Below are 16,774 nucleotides of genomic sequence, written 5' to 3' on the forward strand. Positions count from 1 at the left end.
AATGTCCCTCGCCGTCCTTGCGGCGCTCCGCCGGCGCTGCATCCTTGAGTTCGTCATCCGCCACGTCGTCACGCGGCGTCGCCTGCGCCGGCGGCAGAGCCCGCGGCGGCGGCGCGGCCACCGGCCGGAAGCCCCACTGCCGCTCGTCGCTTAACGCCTCGGCCTTCCGGTCGTCCTCGAAATCCTCGTCCGGATCCTCGTCCTCGGGCGGCACGTCCATCTGCGGCGCGCGCCAGCGGGCGTGGATGTCGTAGCCCTCGCCGGCAAGCAGCGCCAGGGTCTCGGCGAGCGGCAGCCCGACGACATTGGTGTAGGAGCCGACCAGCCGGACGACGAAGCTTCCCGCCAGTCCCTGGATCGCGTATCCGCCGGCCTTGCCGCGCCATTCGTCCGAGGCGACGTAGCTCTGGATGTCCTGGCGCGACAGCCGCTTGAAGCGCACCCGCGTCTCGATCAGGCGCTGACGCAGGGCGCCGTTCGGTCCGATGACGCAGACCCCGGTATAGACCCTGTGGGTGCGGCCGGAGAGCGTTCTAAGATTGGCCAGCGCGTCCTCGGCAAGCTCCGCCTTCGGCATGATCTGCCGGCCGACGGAAACCACCGTGTCTGCCGCGAGGATGGTCGCAGGCCCGTAGTCGAGCTCGCGCAGCCGCCGCGCCGCCACCTCCGCCTTGCCCTTCGACAGGCGCTTGGCGAGGGAGCGCGGGTGCTCGCTCTTTTGCGGCGTCTCGTCGATGTCGGCCGGCATCAGCCGGTCCGGCTCGACGCCCGCCTGCTGGAGAAGCGCCAGCCGCCGCGGCGAGCCGGAGGCAAGGACCAGGCGTTGCAAGGAAGACATCCGGGCGCGGCTTCGAGGCTTACTTGAAGCGGTAGGTGATGCGACCCTTGGTCAGGTCGTAGGGCGTCATTTCGACCAGCACCTTGTCGCCGGTCAGGACGCGGATGCGGTTCTTGCGCATCCTGCCCGCCGTGTGGGCGATGATCTCGTGGTCGTTCTCGAGCTTGATCCGAAATGTCGCATTCGGCAGCAGCTCCGTGACGACGCCCGGAAATTCGAGAACTTCTTCTTTTGCCATACGCTGTGCGATCCTAGTATTCGTTCGGCTGCGGCGCCCGGACGGGCCGGCGCCGCAAGATGGGGCGATGAGCGGACCGGTGCCGCCGCATCGCGTCGATGTTGCACTACGTCAAGACGGCTGGCGTGCCCGACGAAGGTTTTCCCTCGGAAAGTCCTTGCGACGGGCGGCCATGAAGCCGTGTGCGTGCCGAGCCTGGCACGGTCAACCGGAAAACGCCCCTTAAATCGGCGCAATCGCCGCAAATTGCAAGCCGGTCCGAAGGCTCCGGGATTTCCGGAAGACGAACGCGGCCGACCCGGCCTCACCCGGAGATGCGCTCGATCTCAGCGCCGCAATTGCCGAGCTTTTCCTCGAGCCGCTCGAAACCGCGATCGAGGTGATAGACCCGGTTCACCTCGGTATCGCCCTCGGCGACGAGGCCGGCGATGACCAGCGAGACGGAGGCGCGAAGATCCGTCGCCATCACCGGCGCCCCCTTCAGCCGCTCGACGCCCTCGACCCGCGCGACCTGGCCGGCGAGCGAGATCTTCGCGCCGAGCCGCGCCAGTTCCTGGACGTGCATGAAACGGTTCTCAAAGATCGTCTCGGTGATCTTGGCGGTTCCCGACGCCCTGGTCATCAGCGCCATGAACTGCGCCTGCAGATCGGTCGGAAAGCCCGGATAGGGATCGGTGCTGACATCCACCGGCGCGATGCCGCCGCCATTGCGATAGACGCGGATCCCGTCCTCCACCGGCGTCAGCGCGGCGCCGGCCCGGGCCAGCGTCTCGATCGCCGTCGGCAGGAGGTCCGCCCTTGTGCCGGTGAGGGTCACGTCGCCACCGGTCATCGCCACGGCCATGGCATAGGTGCCGGTCTCGATCCGGTCCGGCAGCACCCGGTGGCGCGCGCCGGAGAGCGAGCGCACCCCGTCGATGCGGATCGTCGACGTGCCGGCGCCGTCGATCTTGGCGCCCATCGCCGTCAGGCAGGCGGCGAGATCGGCGATCTCCGGCTCACGCGCGGCGTTTTCGAGGATGGTTTCGCCCTTGGCGAGGGTCGCGGCCATCATCAGCACATGGGTCGCGCCGACGGAGACCTTCGGCAGCCTGTAGCGGTTGCCGACGAGGCCGCCTTTGGCGCTGGCGACGGCATAGCCGGCCTCAATCTCGATGTCGGCGCCAAGCGCCCGCAGGCCGTCAATGAAGATGTCGACCGGCCGCGTGCCGATGGCGCAGCCGCCGGGCAGCGACACCCGCGCCTCGTGCATGCGGGCCAGCAGCGGGCCGATCACCCAGAAGCTCGCCCGCATCTTGGAGACGAGCTCATAAGGCGCGGTGGTGTCGACGATGTTGCGGGCAGTGAAGTGGATGGTGCGACCAAAGCTCGATTCCTGGCGAAGCCGCTTGCCGGTTACCGAGAAATCGACGCCGTGATTGCCGAGGATCCGCGTCAGCAGCTCGACATCGGCGAGATGCGGGACGTTCTCCAGCGTCAGCGTGTCGTCGGTGAGGAGCGAGGCGATCATCAGCGGCAGCGTGGCGTTCTTCGCCCCGGAGATCGGGATCGTGCCGTTGAGTTCGTTGCCGCCGCGAATGCGAATGCGATCCATGAGCGCTCCTGGTGGCCGGCGATCCGGCAGTGTCCTCGGGTCAAGGGAAGATCGACGGCGGGGTGCCCGGCGACGATCCATCGCCATTGTGGCGTCAAGAAGGGCGGCGCGTTCCCGCGAGGTACGGCAGCCCGCCATCCTGGCGGCTGTCTCTACACCAATGAATGGAACCTTACAAACCGGTCAGACTTCACTTGCAGCCGATGCCGACGGCTACAGCACCGGCCCGAAACCCGGAATCGATTTTCGGCAAGGATGATCCGGAGGATCAAAGAGACAGCGTGTCCTCTAGGCGTCCTATCGGACGTACGGCGCGCGAAGGCACGAGGCCGTGCGATGGAGCCACTTCGCCGCCGCGAAACCGCATCGGGAAGAGCCGGGGCTGTCTCCTTTGCATAGCCCGACCTGTCGTGCAGAGAGCCGAAGTCGTCGCTAGGATCGAGCTGTCACGAAATCAGGGAGACGGGCATGGAGACCTATCGGGGCGGCTGTCTTTGCGGCGAGGTGCGGTTCACGGCGTCGGGACGGCCCGACCGGGTCGGCATCTGCCACTGTCTCGACTGCCGCAAGCATCACGGCGCCTTGTTCTACGCCGCAGCCATCTATCCGGAGAAGGCAGTCACCATCGAGGGCGAGGCCCGCGACTATGCCGGGCGGTTCTTCTGCCCGCGCTGCGGCTCGTCGGTGTTCGCCCGCAGCGGGGGCGAGATCGAGCTGCATCTCGGCTCCCTCAACGAGCCTGACCAGCTGACCCCGACCTATGAAAACTGGACCATCCGCCGCGAAGCCTGGCTGCCGCCCTTTCCGCTGGCAGCGCATTTCGAGCGCGACCGCGAAACCGGGAAAGACGGCGGGCCGTAGCCAGCAGGAGCCTCCGCGACGTCCTGTGATGACTGTGGGCGACGTTCGATGATGACCGTGGTAATCTGGCCACGCTGGCCAAGACAGCGGCGGAAAACTGGCGCACCCGACAGGATTCGAACCTGTGACCTTCGCCTTCGGAGGGCGACACTCTATCCAGCTGAGCTACGGGTGCGGATCGGCGTCAGGCGCCGGATAATCAGCTTCGGTTCCCCTAAACTATATGCCGTGCTGCGGCAAGGGAGTGCGCCGACGATCTTCCCGTTGCAGTGCGACCTGATCCGCCGCGACTACAGCATCGGCCGCAAAATCGGAATCGATTTTCGGAAAGTACGGTGCGTTGATTCAATAAGTTACGGTGTCTTTTGTGCGTCCATTCGGACGTATGGCGCTCTGGACCCCAGGGCTGTCTCTCGCCGATTGAGCAAGGGACGGGAAACCGCCGCCGGGCCCCATCGGCACCGATGCATGGGCGGAGAAAGCGCTGGGCCTTCTGGCGGAACAAGCGAAGCACCAGCGCCGTTGATCCCGCTTTCGACCGGAGCTGTTGCGCCGATGTCCCGCGTTTCGAGATACCACCCGCGTCGCCGATCGATCGCCGTCGGCGTCCTCGGTGTCACAGCCGTCGTCGCGGGCGGCTTCGTCATTGCCGGCCCGAAGCGTGTCTGGGAATGGATCGGCGGGCCGGCCGACCAAGGGCCCGTCGATTTCGACCATCTCGTCCGCCGCCGCGTTCCGAACGACGCCCTCGCCTGCTCGAAGGGCACCTGCCGCCAGCGGGTCGATTTCGAACTGCCGCATTTCGACGCCGCCCCGCAGCTTATCATGGCCAGGTTCGACCCCGTGGTGATCGCCATGGGTCAGGGCAAACGGGTCGACGACGGGCGCGACGAGACCTATCGGCGCTACGTCTTTCGCAGCCGCGTCCTGGAATTTCCCGACACGCTCGATGCCAGGGCAACGATCGCCGGCGACGGCCGTACGGCGCTCAAGCTCTATTCCCGCTCGCTGCTCGGGCGCGGCGATTTCGGCGCCAATCGCCAGCGACTGCGGCGGATCGCGGCAGACCTCGAGCGAACGTCCGGCCCAAACCGGCAGATCGGCCGGGCGCCGGCTGCCGCCGCCCTGCGGTAAGGCTGCCGTTCGAGAATCAGCAGGACCCCAGCGATGCGGGCGGCCATCGATGATCGGCGGTCAGGCCGCAGCTTCGATCCGCGAAAGACCGCCCGTCGCCGCCAGGAAATCAAGGATCGCCGACACGCCCTTCGCCCGCGACAGGTCGGTGAAGACCGTCGGCAAGGCTCCCCGTCCCGCCTCCGCATCACGCCGCATCCGCTCGAGATCGGCTCCGACATGGGGCGCGAGATCGGTCTTGTTGACGACGAGGAGATCAGAGCGGGTGATCGCCGGGCCGCCTTTGCGCGGAATGTCGTCTCCCTGGCAGACCGAGATGACATAGATCGACAGATCGACGAGGTCCGGCGAGAAGGTGGCGGCGAGGTTGTCGCCGCCCGATTCGACGAGGACGAGGTCGAGATCCGGGTGTCGCTGGCTCAACTCGCGGATCGCCGCGATGTTGATCGAGGCGTCCTCGCGGATTGCCGTGTGCGGGCAGCCGCCGGTCTCGACGCCGATGATCCGATCGGCCGCAAGCGCCTGCATCCGCACCAGCGCCTCGGCGTCTTCGCGCGTGTAGATGTCGTTGGTGACGACGCCGATCGACCAGCGCTCGCGCGCCGCCTTGCAGAGCTTTTCCGTCAGAGTCGTCTTGCCGGAGCCGACCGGCCCGCCGATTCCTACCCTGAGGGGGCCATGTGCCGATGTCATGAACGAAAGAGCCTCGTGCCGAGCGTTTCATGCCGCATTGCGGCGATTTCCGAGACTATGGCGGCAGACCCCAAGTCGTCCAGCGTCGATCGCGCGGCGTTGCGAGCGCTCGTCTCGATCACCGGCAGGAGATCGTGCATCACGCCGACCCACTCGCTCTGGCCGAGCGGCACCAGCCGCACGGCCGCCGCGAGAAGGCTCCCGGCAAAGTTATGGGCGTAGGCGACGAGGGTCTCGTTCAGCGCCAGGCCGGCACGGGCCGTCACCGCCCCGGCCGCGACGGGCAGGGGCATGGGTATCCCGTCGAAAGGGGATTCGCCGATCCAGGGGCTCGCCGCTGCGACGAAGGCTTCGCCGAGCCGAGTCGTCTCGACGCGCCGCTCGGCGCTGCCGGACAGGGCAGTGGCCAGTTCGCAGAGCTCGCGAAGATCCGGCGAGGCTGCCTCCGCGACCGCACGATGGGCACCGGCGGCGAGGACGAGATCGTTCCAGCCGCTGCCCTGCCGCAGGAGGAAGTCGATCCAGTCGCGAACGGCTTCTGCGCTGGTGACGTATCCTTCGCGCACCGCCGCTTCCAGGCCGTGGGAATAGGCAAAACCGCCGGTCGGAAAGCTTGCCGAGAACAGCGTCATCAGCGGCGCGAGATGCGCCGGGCTTCCCGCGGCGACGCCGTTCAGGCCGGCATCGGCCTCCCTCGACCAGCTGGATCGCGACATCGCCAGCGCTCGTCAGTGGGGATGGGCGTGATAGGCGCCGCCCTCCGGATCGAACGCCGCCTCGGTCTCTGCCACCGAGGCGCCGAGGCCTTCGAGCATGGTGCGGATCACCGCGTCGCGGCGGATCAGCAGCCGGTCGGCAAAGATCTGCGCGGCGAGATGGCGGTTGCCGAGTTGCCAGGCGATGGCGACGAGATGGGCCGCATCACGGCCGCGGACCTCGTAGAGCGGCTCGGGCTTGGCCTTCACCACGATGATCTGGCCGTTGGAGAGGAGGATGCCGTCGCTTTCGCGCAGCAGCGTCGCTTCCGGCAGGTCGAGCAGGAAAGCGATGCCGCCATCGGAAACCATCGCCATGCGCCGACGGTGGCGCGCCGTCTCGTCGAGCGTGATCGTGTCGGCCGCCTCCGCCCACTCGCCCCGTCTGACGACCTTGTCTCCGACGATCATGTGAACTTACCGTATCGTTTCGTTGGCTCACAGAAATACGCCCGCAGCGAGCGTTTCGCCAGCGGGGCGATCCGAAATCCCGGGGCGGCGACGTGTTGCAGGGCGTGAGCCGATCATCAAGCGATGGGCAATTCCGGCGCCGCGTCAGGCCTCCGGGTAGAAAGCCTCGTCGAGGATCTGTTCGACGCTGAAAGGGCAATCTGCCGGAAAGGCCTCTTCGGCAAGCCCCGTTTCGCCGGCGGCCTTGAGGCGGGCGGATGCGTATTCTTCCTGCAGGATCTGGCCGGGCAGCGCCTTGAGGCTGGGGCTGCGGATCATCCGCTTGGCGATCCGGCGCCGCTGCTCGAGGATCGTCCCCTTCCATCCGCTGGAGCGGTGCGATGGTTGGTGCCGCCATTTCAGAAGGTGAAGGATGAGGACATTCAGCCGATTTTCAATTTCGCCGATTTCCGAACCGCCCAAGTTTTCGATCTCCTCGGCCAGTCTCTCCCAATCGATGGCATTGGCATGCCCGCTGCGCAGTCGCTCCGCCTGCGACTGCGTCCAGGCATAGAAATCCCTGTCGTAATCCGCAGCGCCCGCCGCCGCGTCGTCCGGCTTGCCGGGCCGTGCCATCGTGTCGCGAAGCGTCGACATCATCGCTCGTCCTTTCCGCCGCGCCCTGCCGCAGGGCCGGCGCAGCCTCAGAACAGGAAATAGCGCTGCGCCATGGCGAGTTCCTTCGCCGGCTCGCAGGTGAGCAGCACGCCGTCGGCGCGCACCTCGTAGGTCTCGGGATGCACCTCGATCTTCGGCGTTGCGGCGTTGTGGATCATCGCCGATTTGCCGATGCCGCCGCGGGTGTTCTTCACGCCGAGAAAGGTCTTCTCGCAGCCGAGCGCGTCTCTCAGATTCCTCTCCATCGCCGCGCCGGAGACGAAGGTGACGGCGGAGGCGCCGATCGCCTTGCCATAGGCGCCGAACATCGGCCTATAGTGCACCGGCTGCGGCGTCGGGATCGAGGCGTTGGGGTCGCCCATCGGCGCGGCCGCGATCATGCCGCCGAGGAGCACCATCATCGGCTTGACGCCGAAGAAGGCCGGGTCCCAGAGCACGAGATCGGCCCGCTTGCCGACCTCGATGGAGCCGATCTCCCCGGCCATGCCGTGGGCGATCGCCGGATTGATGGTGTATTTGGCGACGTAGCGCCTGGCCCGGAAATTGTCGTTGTCGCCGGTCTCCTCGGTGAGGCGGCCGCGCTGGCGCTTCATCTTGTCGGCGGTCTGCCAGGTGCGGATGATCACCTCGCCGACGCGGCCCATGGCCTGTGAGTCCGAGGCGATGATCGAGAAGGCCCCCATGTCGTGGAGGATGTCCTCGGCGGCGATCGTCTCCTTGCGGATCCGCGATTCGGCGAAGGCGATGTCCTCCGGGATCGAAGCGTCGAGGTGGTGGCAGACCATGAGCATGTCGAGATGCTCTTCGAGGGTGTTCACCGTGTAAGGCCGGGTCGGGTTGGTCGAGGACGGCAGGACGTTTTCGAGCCCGCAGACCTTGATGATGTCCGGCGCGTGGCCGCCGCCGGCCCCCTCGGTGTGGAAGGCGTGGATGGTGCGGCCCTTGAAGGCGTCGACGGTGTTCTCGACGAAGCCCGATTCGTTCAGCGTGTCGGTGTGGATCATCACCTGGACGTCGTGATCGTCGGCGACGGAGAGGCAGTTGTCGATCGCCGCCGGCGTCGTGCCCCAGTCCTCGTGCAGCTTCATGGCACAGGCGCCGCCCTCGATCATCTCGACGAGCGGCGCCGGCAGCGACGCGTTTCCCTTGCCGGAAAAGCCGAGATTCATCGGGAAGGCGTCGGTCGCCTGGATCATCCGGCCGAGATGCCAGGCGCCGGGCGTGCAGGTGGTCGCCAGCGTGCCGTGAGCCGGGCCGGTGCCGCCGCCGAGCATGGTGGTGACGCCGGAAAACAGCGCCTCCTCGATCTGCTGCGGGCAGATGAAATGGATATGGCTGTCGAAGCCGCCGGCGGTGACGATCTTGCCCTCGCAGGCGATCGCCTCCGTGCCGGGCCCGATGACGATGTCGACGCCCGGCTGGGTGTCGGGATTGCCGGCCTTGCCGATCGCCACGATCCGCCCGTCCTTCAGGCCGATATCGGCCTTGTAGATGCCGGTGTGATCGAGGATCAGCGCATTGGTGATCACCGTGTCCACCGCCCCGTCGGCGCGCGAATGCTGCGACTGGCCCATGCCGTCGCGGATCACCTTGCCGCCGCCGAACTTCACCTCCTCGCCATAGGTCGTCAGGTCCTTCTCGACCTCGATGAACAGCTCCGTATCGGCGAGCCGGACCCTGTCGCCCGTCGTCGGACCGAACATGGCGGCGTAGGAAGCGCGCGAGATCTTGGCTGGCATGGCGTCTCTTTCGTGGAAAGCGGCGTACCTTCGAGGCGGACGGGCGGCGCGGGACCGCGCTGCAACAAGGGCAGCATATGTCGGTCGCGAAAGCTTGTCTTCACTCATTCGGGCGAATGCGCCAAGCAAGGGCATGAAGGCCCGCCCGCGCCGAGACCGACTGATTCAGGGAAGCAACCGCCATGCGAAGCGCCGCCCTCCTCCTTGCCGCAACGACGCTGGCCCTGCCGGCGGCGGCGCAACCGTTCGATCCCGGCCCCGGCATCATCGTGCCCGGCTCCTCCATGGCGGGAAAGCGCATCGGCGGTGCGCCGCCGAAGCTGAACAACCGCCGGATCCGCAACGCCCCGGTCTTCGGCGACACGGTCGAAGAGCGCTATTACGGCCGCGACTACGACGACAGCTATCTCACCCCCCGCGTGCCGCGGGGATCGAGCGACGACGCATCGATCCAGCGCCGGGCACGGGAGGGTGATCCGCGCCTCGATCCGGGCCGGGCCGGAAGCTTCGCCAAGGAGGGTCCCGGCGCCTTGGGCTCCAGCGAAGTGACCCATGGCAGCTCCAGCGGGTCGCATCGCGCCATCATCCGACGGGATCCCTGAGAAAAGGCTGATTTGCCATCCGGCGTCACAGGGGAACCAAGACGGTCGCTGGCAGATTGTTGGAACGACACATTCCGGCGGTATCCTGCCGCCCGGGCGCCGGGCTCATCTGTCCTCGATTCGCCGAGCGGCCGGCTGGCAAAGTGCCACCCTGGCAATCGCAGACGGGCGAGCGAGGCAGGAACGGTCAGAAACCCCGGAGCGGACTGACGTCTTCGCCAGGCTGCGCCGCATTCCGTGTCTGATGGAGAATTCTCATGCGTATCACGAATTTCAGCGCGCTTGCTGCGGCCATCGCCCTTCTCGCAGGAGCGGCGCTGGCAGGCGGTGCAGCGGCCCAGACCGTCGGCGCCGGCTCTTCCTCCACCATCGGCAGCGGCGTTCAGTCCGGCAACAACGCATCTCCCGACGCGACGCAGCTTCGCGCGACCGAGGGCAACTCGGCGATCGACAGCTCGAATGTCGATGCCCTCGCCCGTTCCGGCAATCTCGGCACCAGCGCGACCACCAGCCTCAGCATGGGTGACGGCCTTTCAGGCCCCAACGATACGACGCCGTATTCGACGCAGCAGGGACAGGCTCCGAGGCTGCCCTCCCCGCGCGTCGGGATCGATCTCGGCTCCATCCGCTCCGGCCTCGAAGCTGCGCCGAGCGCGACGCCCGACGCGGCCGGCGACTGAGCGGCCGGCGTGCCTGCCGGCTGCGGGGAACGGTCGTCTTGAAAGAAACTGAACCTGGCCGCGGCTTTCAAAGCGACGCGGCTTCAGGATGGGGACACGGCCAGAGCCGAAAGGGCCGCGGGCCCTACCTTGGGGCGCCGCGCGTCAGACAGGACGCACAGAGGCCGCGCTGTCTTTGATTTTCCACATCCTGCTTTCCGAAGATCGATTCCGATTTTCGGGCCGATGCTGTAGGCGGCAGCGCAGCGCCGCTCAGAGACGTCCCATCACCTTGGCATTGAAGCCGAAGACCTTACGCTCGCCGCGCAGCGGCACGAGCGAGACGTCGAGGGTCTGCCCGGGCTCGAAGCGGACGGCCGTTCCAGCCGCAATGTCGAGCCGCATGCCCCGCGCGGCCTGCCGGTCGAAATCGAGGGCCGGATTGGTCTCGGCGAAATGATAGTGGCTGCCGACCTGCACGGGCCGGTCGCCGGTGTTGCTGACCGTCAGAGCGATGGCTTCCTGCCCCTCGTTCAGCGTCAACTCGCCGTCCTTGGTGATGATCTCGCCGGGAATCATGCGCGCGCCCTCGTCCTGCCGTCAGCGGTTCGTTCAGCTACGCAAGACCGTCGCCTGCGCTCTGCAGCATCGGCGCGAAAATCGGAATCGATTTTCTGGAAGCGCGATGCGCAGATTCAATAACCTGGAGCATCCTTTGTGCGTCCATTCGGACGCACGGCGCTCGAGTGAAGCGAGGCGGCCCGGCCGAGACCGGCAGGCCGCCTCGAAAGCATGGCGTCAGGCGGCGAACAGCATCAGGCCGGCCGCGGCGCCGGCGAGACCGGCAGCGCGGATGGCGATCGGCTGGGCATGACGCACCGCGGCCGAACCGAGCCAGAGGCCGGCACCATGGAGGGCGGCCGTCGCCAGAGCGAAACCGCCGGCATAGGAAAGCGCCACGGCGGCACCGAGCTCGGAGCCATGGGCGTGGCCGTGGAAGATCGCGAAGACGCCGACGATCGCGGCAGCGGCCAACGCGGGAACGCGCACCGCAAGTGCCACCAGCAGACCGACGGCGACGACCGAGGCGAGGATCGCCGGCTCGACGAAGGGCAGCGTGACGCCGGCCATCGCGAGGCCGAAGCCGACCAGCATCATGCCGACGAAGGCCGCCGGGATGACGAAGCGGGCAGAGCCCCTGAAGGTCGCGGCCCAGACGCCGACGAGAAGCATGACCACGTTATGGTCGAGGCCGGTGAGCGGATGCGAGACGCCAGCGAGGAACGAGCCGTGTTCGGCCGGATTGAGATGGGCAAAGGCCGGCAGCGGCGTTGCGAGAACCGCGGCGGCGGCGAGAAGAGTGCGTTTCGGCATGAAGTCCCTCGGAATTGGTCGACCGGCGCCCCGACTTGGGTCGCGCCCCAGCCGTCGATGAGATTGCGATAGGCCCTGCTCCGCGCCGTCGGGAGGACGACCGGAACGAGCGCCGCAGATGATGTTGTCGCCCGGCGCGCCTGTCAAAGCCTTTCTCGCAAGCGCACAGACTTCCTTCACCTTCCGCCGGAAAATCCGCATCCGCGCGTTGGGCTTGCGGGGAAACACCGACTTTTGCGAGAGGCGCCCCGCAGGGTGAAACCAGACGCTCACTTTTTCGTTCTATTGCAAACGGGTCGATCCATCGACACATTGACGCTAAGGAAAGTCAGAGCGCCGGCACGAATGATCGGGGCAGCTTTCCGACGACAGGTTGGAGCAAACTGATGAGCCGTCGCATCCTCTGCGGCCTCATGGCCGTTGGCGCGGTGATCGCCATTGCCGGCTTTGCGGCCCCGGCTGGAGACAGCCAGCCACCCATCGTCCGCATCGTCACCATTGGTGACAGGACCGGGCCGGCTTACTATTCCCAGGTCGAACAGGGCTATCGCTTCGTCGGCAAGTCGCCTGCGGGCGCTGCCGATACGATGATGACCGGCAATGCCTCGGAACCAGTCACTGCTCTCGTCACTGCGGAAATCACGACGAATTGACATCCAAGGCAGGGTGCGTCGCCCGATGTCGAAGGGGCGATTTTTCTTTCATGCCCGGCCATCGCGGGTCACGCGTGTGGACATGGCCGCCCCGAGAGCACCCGGCAGAGTGACTGCGTAGTGATAACAGGGCGCGACCGGCCATCTGGACGGGTCGCGCCCTTGCATTTTCTGCAGCGTCGCAAAGCTCAGAGCGTCGCCTTCAACTCGTCGAGCCCCTTGCGGGTCGCGGCGACGATCGTGTCGATATGCTCCTTCTCGACGATCAGCGGCGGGCAGAAGGCGAGGCAGTCGCCGATCGCCCGCGAAATCACGCCATTCGCCTGGACAAGGCCGAAGGCTGCCGCCGCCATCGCCCCCGGCGGCTGCATCGCCACCTTCGCCTTCTTGTCGGTGACGAGTTCGACTGCCGCGATCAGGCCGACACCGCGCACTTCGCCGACCAGCGGGTGATCGAGCAGCGAGCCGAGCTGCTCCTGGAAATAGGGGGCGATCTCGGCGGCGTGCTCGACCAGACGCTTTTCCTCGATGATCGCGAGGTTCTCGAGCGAAACCGCAGCCGCCACCGGATGGCCCGAGGCGGTGAAACCGTGGCCGAAGGTGCCGATCTCGGAGGACTGGTCGGCCACCGGCTGATAGACGCGGTCGTTGATGATCAATGCCGAGATCGGCAGGTAGGAGGACGACAGCGCCTTGGAGACGGTCATGATGTCCGGCTCGATGCCGTAGGTCTGGCAGCCGAACATGTTGCCCGTCCGGCCGAAGCCGCAGATCACCTCGTCGGCGACCAGCAGGATGTCGTATTTCTTCAGGACCGCCTGGATCTTCTCCCAATAGGTCTTCGGCGGCACGATCACCCCGCCCGCACCCATCACCGGCTCGCCGATGAAGGCGGCGACCGTCTCGGGCCCCTCGGCGAGGATCATCGCCTCGAGATCGGCGGCACAGCGGCTGGCGAAATCCTCTTCGCTCTCGCCCTCATGGCCCTCGCGCCAGTAGTGCGGGCAGGTCGTGTGGAGGATGCCCTCCATCGGCAGATCGAAGGCCCGGTGGTTGTTGACGAGCCCGGTCAGGCTGGCGGAGGCCAGCGTCACCCCGTGATAGCCCTTGATCCGGCTGATGATCTTCTTCTTTTCCGGCTGGCCGAGCGCATTGGCGCGATAGCGCACCAGCTTGATCATCGTGTCGTTGGCTTCGGAGCCGGAATTGGTGAAATAGACCTTCGACATCTTCACCGGCGCCATGGCGATCAGCTTCTCGGCAAGCTCGATCGCCGGCTGATGCGACTTGTGGGTGAAGGTGTGGTAGAAATTCAGCTTCTGCATCTGCCGGCTGGCGGCATCCGCGAGGCGCTTCTCGCCGAAGCCGACGGCGACCGACCAGAGCCCTGCCATCGCCTCGATATAGCGCTTGCCGTCCGTATCGGTGACATGCACGCCTTCGCCGCTCTCGATGACGATCGGGCCGACCTCCTCGTGCCGGCGGGCATTGGTGTAGCTGTGGAGGTGATAGGCGACGTCGCGCGCCTCGATCGAGTTCGGCTGCAGGGTCATCGGAAACTCCAGGGGAGGATGGCAGGCCCGGCACGAGGCACCAGCTCGAGCGCCGTGACGGGGCGGGCGGCCGAGCGGCAGCCCCGTTCCGTCTTATAGGCCGATCACCCGGCCTTCGCCATGCCCGCAATGCGCCGCCGATGCGGATTTGCCGGGTGCGGGACGCTGCCGCAGCGGCATAAGGGCCTGCCGGGATCCCCCGTAATCTCCTGCCGGATCGCCTGCGGCGCGAGCCTAGGTACGACCGCTCGGAAACGCTCGAAGCGATCAGGGCGTCTGCAGGAGCCGCTCCAGATAGTCGCGCTCCTGCTGCGGCGACAGCTGGTTGCCGAGCCGCTTGCGGATCTGGTCGAGGATGCGGCGGGCGCGCTGGGTGTCGATCTCGTCGGGCACGCCGACATCCTGGCCGAAATCCGGCCCCTGGGTGTTGCGCTGGCGGCCGAGCGGATCGCGGCTCGACTGGTTCATCTGGCGGCCGCCGAAGCCCGGCCCCATCTGGCCCTGACCGGGCTGCTGGCCCTGCTGCATCGCCTGTTGCATCTGCTGCATCATGTTCTGGGCGCCCCGCCTCAGCGCATCGAGGGCCTTGCCCTGATGGCCGAAGGCCTCGCCGTCCCGCCCGTCGCCGAGCGCGCCTTCGGCACTGCCCATTTCCTTGCCGGCCTCGCCGAAATCGTCGGAGGGCTGCATGCCCATGCCCTCGAGCTCCTTGCCCATGGCATCGAGCTCCTTCTGAAGCTGGCCCTGCTCCTTCTGCAGCTGCTTCAGCATCTCCTGCATCTGTTCGGCGGTCATCTCGCCGCCCGGCTGCTGGCCGCCATTCTGCTGCTGCTGGCCCTCCTGCCCCGGTTGCTGCTGGCCGTCCTGCTGGCGACGATATTGCTGGCGGCCGAGATCGTAGGTCTGGTCGCGCAGCTGCTGCTGGCGCTGCAGCAGTTCGCCCATCTTGTTCATCTGCTGCTGCATCTGGTTCTGCTGGCCCTGCCCCTGGCGCTGCTGGCCGGGCCGCATGGCCTGCAGATTGTCCATCATCTGCTGCAGCTCCGAGAGCAGCTGCTGGGCCGCGTCCTTCGAGCCGGACTTCGCCAGATCCTCGATCCGGTCGAGCATCTTCTGCAGGTCCTGCGGCCGCAGCTCCTGGAAGTTCTGCGACTGCATCTCCTCCTGGCTCATCGGCGGCATGTTCTTCATCTGCTCGGCGAGAGCCTGCATGTATTCCTGCATCGCCTCGCGCAGCTCCTGCATGAGCTTGTCGATCTCCTCGTTCGAGGCGCCGTTCTCCAGCGCCTCGGCAAGCTTCTCGCGGGCGTCCCGCAGCCGGCGCTCGGCCAGCGAGAGGTCGCCATCCTCTATGCCGAGGGCGATCTCCCACATGAAGTCCGCGGCAGAGCGCAGCGCATCGTCGTCGTGGGCCGTGGCGATGCGGGTGCGCACGGCCTTCAGCGCGAGATAGTCGGACGGATTGGGGATGAACTCGTCGCCGCGAAGTGTGACGGCGTCGAGCATCTCGACGACGCGGTCCGCCTGGTTGGCGTCGAGGGCGAGAATCCGGCGCTGCTCCACCACGGCCTTCGCCAGCGGATTGAGGAAACGCCGCTCCGGCAGCGTCAGCACCCTGGACTCGGAGCGGCCGGTCTGGCCGGCGTCGTCCTCGGCAACGAGGGTCAGCGCCACCTTCGCGCCGGCATAGGGGCTTTCGGTGAGATCGACGCTCGATTTCGCCTCGGACGTGCCCTTGCCGCGCCGTGGCAGCGCCAGGCGCATCTCCGGCGCCGGATAGAGCGGTCTCGCCCCGGCGGCCTTCTCGCCTTCCACCGCGATCTCGCCCTGCGCCTTGCGCACCCCGTAGTCGTCGCCGACCTCGTAGGCGAGCTGCAGCGCGCCGTTGCGGGCCTCGCTCGGCTCCTCCTTGAAGGCGATGGTCGGATCATCGTCAGGGATGACGTCGAAGCGCCATTCGCCGAGCGAGGAAAAGCTCGTCGCGACGCTGAGCGAGCCGCCTTCGCCGAGGGTGAACTCGTAGTCCCGCGGACCATCGGCCGGCGCAGCGTCCGCCGTCGCCGTTTCCGCCTTCTCCGGGGCTTGGGACTTGTCCGCCGAATTCGTATCGCCTTCGGCAGGCTTGGCGCCGCCGTCCTTTGCCTGTTCCTCGGCCGCCTTCTTTGCCGCCTCGACCTCGGCCGTCGACGGCACGGCGACTGCCTCAGCCCCCTCCTTCGCCGGCCTGAAGTTCACCGCCACATCGGCGCCGTCGCTGACGCGCAGCGAGAAGCGGCTGCCTTCCGGGACGGTGACGGGCTGGGCATCGGCGGCGGAAAGGAAGATCGGCGCCCGCCTCGTATAGGCCGGCGGCGTCACCCAGGCATCGACGCGGCGGCCGGCTGCCGCCTCGGTGACCGGCCTCAGGAAGGCGTCGCCGATTCGCCCGCCAGCGGGGCCGAAGGAAAAGGCGAATGCCGTGACGAGAAGCAGCGCCGCAACGGCACGAAGGCCGAGCGGGTCGAGCCGCTCGCTTCGCGTCGCCGGCGCACCGCCGGTCAGATGGCGAAGGTCCTTTTCCATCCGCCGCTGGTGTTCGCGCCAGAGCGCCACGGCGAAGGGATCGTCGCCGCTCGGCCGCTCGCCCTGGGCGCGCAGCGGCTGGTGACGCAGCCGGCTCGTCGCCTCGATCCGCCGGTCGACCTCGACGCGCGACGGCAGATGCAGGCGCCGCCGGCCGATGGCGAGCGAAGCGACGGAGAGGATTGCGAGAATTGCAAGAGCGCCGAGCACGACGATGCGCAGCATGTCCGGCATCAGCCGGAACAGCCCGAACCAGGCAAAGGCGAGAAACAGCGCGGCCGTGCAGGCAAGGCCGAGAACCGCGGGCCAGGTCCGCTCGACCATCATCGCCGCATGGGTGGCGCGCCGGGTCCATCCGAGGCGCCGCGTGGGCTGCCATGTCCGTGCTGCGCCGCTGTCAGCCATTCCCTGCCCCGTCTCGCACCGTCAGGCTTCAACCGTAGCAGGATTT

The 16,774-nt window shown here is 67.2% G+C and carries 16 protein-coding genes, 1 tRNA gene and 1 pseudogene; 5 read left to right on the forward strand and 13 right to left on the reverse strand.

Annotation, left to right across the window (positions count from 1 at the left end):
- Window positions 1-232 precede the first annotated feature (232 nt).
- The 3 genes and pseudogenes from E3C22_RS21195 to murA form a co-directional block, all read right to left on the reverse strand.
- Window positions 233-838 (reverse strand): annotated as a pseudogene (locus E3C22_RS21195) (Maf-like protein); the annotation flags it as partial.
- Window positions 839-857: 19 nt separating this feature from the next.
- Window positions 858-1,076: a translation initiation factor IF-1 gene (gene infA / locus E3C22_RS21200; RefSeq protein WP_019994787.1), complete on the reverse strand. Its 219-nt coding sequence runs from the start codon at window positions 1,074-1,076 to the stop codon at window positions 858-860.
- Between the two features lie 304 nt (window positions 1,077-1,380).
- Window positions 1,381-2,670, reverse strand: coding sequence for a UDP-N-acetylglucosamine 1-carboxyvinyltransferase (murA, locus tag E3C22_RS21205; RefSeq protein ID WP_134763882.1), 1,290 nt, complete (start codon window positions 2,668-2,670; stop codon window positions 1,381-1,383).
- A gap of 468 nt (window positions 2,671-3,138) precedes the next feature.
- On the opposite strand from murA, the gene E3C22_RS21210 reads away from it, so the two are divergent.
- Window positions 3,139-3,531 (forward strand): GFA family protein, encoded by a 393-nt coding sequence (locus E3C22_RS21210; protein WP_134763883.1) that lies wholly within the window; start codon window positions 3,139-3,141, stop codon window positions 3,529-3,531.
- A gap of 98 nt (window positions 3,532-3,629) precedes the next feature.
- On the opposite strand, the gene E3C22_RS21215 is transcribed toward E3C22_RS21210, so the two are convergent.
- Window positions 3,630-3,706: transfer RNA gene (locus E3C22_RS21215), tRNA-Arg, on the reverse strand.
- 380 nt (window positions 3,707-4,086) lie between these two features.
- Here E3C22_RS21215 and E3C22_RS24595 point away from each other — a divergent pair.
- Entirely contained in the window at window positions 4,087-4,665 is a 579-nt protein-coding gene (locus tag E3C22_RS24595) for a DUF1499 domain-containing protein (protein WP_167591853.1), read from the forward strand.
- A 60-nt stretch (window positions 4,666-4,725) separates the two neighbouring features.
- On the opposite strand, the gene ureG is transcribed toward E3C22_RS24595, so the two are convergent.
- From ureG to ureC, 5 genes are all read right to left on the reverse strand, one after another.
- The gene (gene ureG, locus E3C22_RS21225; protein WP_134763885.1) at window positions 4,726-5,358 is read right to left on the reverse strand and encodes an urease accessory protein UreG; all 633 of its coding nucleotides are present in this window, start codon (window positions 5,356-5,358) and stop codon (window positions 4,726-4,728) included.
- The gene (locus tag E3C22_RS21230) at window positions 5,355-6,074 is read right to left on the reverse strand and encodes an urease accessory protein UreF (RefSeq protein ID WP_134763886.1); all 720 of its coding nucleotides are present in this window, start codon (window positions 6,072-6,074) and stop codon (window positions 5,355-5,357) included. The genes ureG and E3C22_RS21230 overlap by 4 nt, the downstream gene beginning before the upstream one ends.
- Before the next feature lie 12 nt (window positions 6,075-6,086).
- Entirely contained in the window at window positions 6,087-6,524 is a 438-nt protein-coding gene (locus tag E3C22_RS21235) for an urease accessory protein UreE (RefSeq protein WP_134763887.1), read from the reverse strand.
- 144 nt (window positions 6,525-6,668) lie between these two features.
- Window positions 6,669-7,163 (reverse strand): DUF29 domain-containing protein, encoded by a 495-nt coding sequence (locus tag E3C22_RS21240; RefSeq protein ID WP_245515125.1) that lies wholly within the window; start codon window positions 7,161-7,163, stop codon window positions 6,669-6,671.
- A gap of 44 nt (window positions 7,164-7,207) precedes the next feature.
- Window positions 7,208-8,920 (reverse strand): urease subunit alpha, encoded by a 1,713-nt coding sequence (ureC, locus tag E3C22_RS21245; RefSeq protein WP_134763888.1) that lies wholly within the window; start codon window positions 8,918-8,920, stop codon window positions 7,208-7,210.
- Between the two features lie 182 nt (window positions 8,921-9,102).
- Between ureC and E3C22_RS21250 the strand changes: the two genes are divergently transcribed.
- Together E3C22_RS21250 and E3C22_RS21255 are read left to right on the forward strand one after the other, a co-directional pair.
- Window positions 9,103-9,522, forward strand: a complete 420-nt coding sequence (locus E3C22_RS21250; RefSeq protein WP_134763889.1) for a hypothetical protein — start codon at window positions 9,103-9,105, stop codon at window positions 9,520-9,522.
- A 257-nt stretch (window positions 9,523-9,779) separates the two neighbouring features.
- A complete protein-coding gene (locus E3C22_RS21255) occupies window positions 9,780-10,202 on the forward strand; it encodes a hypothetical protein (RefSeq protein ID WP_134763890.1) in 423 nt (140 codons plus the stop codon).
- A gap of 252 nt (window positions 10,203-10,454) precedes the next feature.
- Here the strand turns inward: E3C22_RS21255 and E3C22_RS21260 are convergent, their stop codons facing one another.
- Both E3C22_RS21260 and E3C22_RS21265 read right to left on the reverse strand, forming a co-directional pair.
- Window positions 10,455-10,760, reverse strand: a complete 306-nt coding sequence (locus tag E3C22_RS21260; protein WP_134763891.1) for an urease subunit beta — start codon at window positions 10,758-10,760, stop codon at window positions 10,455-10,457.
- Between the two features lie 219 nt (window positions 10,761-10,979).
- Window positions 10,980-11,555, reverse strand: a complete 576-nt coding sequence (locus tag E3C22_RS21265; RefSeq protein ID WP_134763892.1) for a HupE/UreJ family protein — start codon at window positions 11,553-11,555, stop codon at window positions 10,980-10,982.
- A gap of 386 nt (window positions 11,556-11,941) precedes the next feature.
- On the opposite strand from E3C22_RS21265, the gene E3C22_RS21270 reads away from it, so the two are divergent.
- Window positions 11,942-12,208, forward strand: coding sequence for a hypothetical protein (locus E3C22_RS21270; RefSeq protein ID WP_134763893.1), 267 nt, complete (start codon window positions 11,942-11,944; stop codon window positions 12,206-12,208).
- A gap of 188 nt (window positions 12,209-12,396) precedes the next feature.
- Here E3C22_RS21270 and E3C22_RS21275 read toward each other — a convergent pair whose 3' ends face one another.
- Together E3C22_RS21275 and E3C22_RS21280 are read right to left on the reverse strand one after the other, a co-directional pair.
- The gene (locus E3C22_RS21275) at window positions 12,397-13,761 is read right to left on the reverse strand and encodes an aspartate aminotransferase family protein (protein ID WP_134763894.1); all 1,365 of its coding nucleotides are present in this window, start codon (window positions 13,759-13,761) and stop codon (window positions 12,397-12,399) included.
- 267 nt (window positions 13,762-14,028) lie between these two features.
- Window positions 14,029-16,728 carry a TIGR02302 family protein gene (locus E3C22_RS21280; protein ID WP_134763895.1) on the reverse strand — a complete coding sequence of 900 codons (2,700 nt, stop codon included), beginning with the start codon at window positions 16,726-16,728 and terminating at the stop codon, window positions 14,029-14,031.
- Window positions 16,729-16,774 lie beyond the last annotated feature (46 nt).

Origin of the sequence: Jiella endophytica, from assembly GCF_004519335.1 — a bacterium.
Classification (GTDB): domain Bacteria; phylum Pseudomonadota; class Alphaproteobacteria; order Rhizobiales; family Rhizobiaceae; genus Jiella; species Jiella endophytica.

Excerpts from the sequence above, each read along its gene's own strand:
- infA (WP_019994787.1), bottom strand. The coding sequence starts at position 1,076 with ATGGCAAAAGAAGAAGTTCTCGAATTTCCGGGCGTCGTCACGGAGCTG.
- murA (WP_134763882.1), bottom strand. The coding sequence starts at position 2,670 with ATGGATCGCATTCGCATTCGCGGCGGCAACGAACTCAACGGCACGATC.
- E3C22_RS21210 (WP_134763883.1), top strand. The coding sequence starts at position 3,139 with ATGGAGACCTATCGGGGCGGCTGTCTTTGCGGCGAGGTGCGGTTCACG.
- E3C22_RS24595 (WP_167591853.1), top strand. The coding sequence starts at position 4,087 with ATGTCCCGCGTTTCGAGATACCACCCGCGTCGCCGATCGATCGCCGTC.
- ureG (WP_134763885.1), bottom strand. The coding sequence starts at position 5,358 with ATGACATCGGCACATGGCCCCCTCAGGGTAGGAATCGGCGGGCCGGTC.
- E3C22_RS21230 (WP_134763886.1), bottom strand. The coding sequence starts at position 6,074 with ATGTCGCGATCCAGCTGGTCGAGGGAGGCCGATGCCGGCCTGAACGGC.
- E3C22_RS21235 (WP_134763887.1), bottom strand. The coding sequence starts at position 6,524 with ATGATCGTCGGAGACAAGGTCGTCAGACGGGGCGAGTGGGCGGAGGCG.
- E3C22_RS21240 (WP_245515125.1), bottom strand. The coding sequence starts at position 7,163 with ATGATGTCGACGCTTCGCGACACGATGGCACGGCCCGGCAAGCCGGAC.
- ureC (WP_134763888.1), bottom strand. The coding sequence starts at position 8,920 with ATGCCAGCCAAGATCTCGCGCGCTTCCTACGCCGCCATGTTCGGTCCG.
- E3C22_RS21250 (WP_134763889.1), top strand. The coding sequence starts at position 9,103 with ATGCGAAGCGCCGCCCTCCTCCTTGCCGCAACGACGCTGGCCCTGCCG.
- E3C22_RS21255 (WP_134763890.1), top strand. The coding sequence starts at position 9,780 with ATGCGTATCACGAATTTCAGCGCGCTTGCTGCGGCCATCGCCCTTCTC.
- E3C22_RS21260 (WP_134763891.1), bottom strand. The coding sequence starts at position 10,760 with ATGATTCCCGGCGAGATCATCACCAAGGACGGCGAGTTGACGCTGAAC.
- E3C22_RS21265 (WP_134763892.1), bottom strand. The coding sequence starts at position 11,555 with ATGCCGAAACGCACTCTTCTCGCCGCCGCCGCGGTTCTCGCAACGCCG.
- E3C22_RS21270 (WP_134763893.1), top strand. The coding sequence starts at position 11,942 with ATGAGCCGTCGCATCCTCTGCGGCCTCATGGCCGTTGGCGCGGTGATC.
- E3C22_RS21275 (WP_134763894.1), bottom strand. The coding sequence starts at position 13,761 with ATGACCCTGCAGCCGAACTCGATCGAGGCGCGCGACGTCGCCTATCAC.
- E3C22_RS21280 (WP_134763895.1), bottom strand. The coding sequence starts at position 16,728 with ATGGCTGACAGCGGCGCAGCACGGACATGGCAGCCCACGCGGCGCCTC.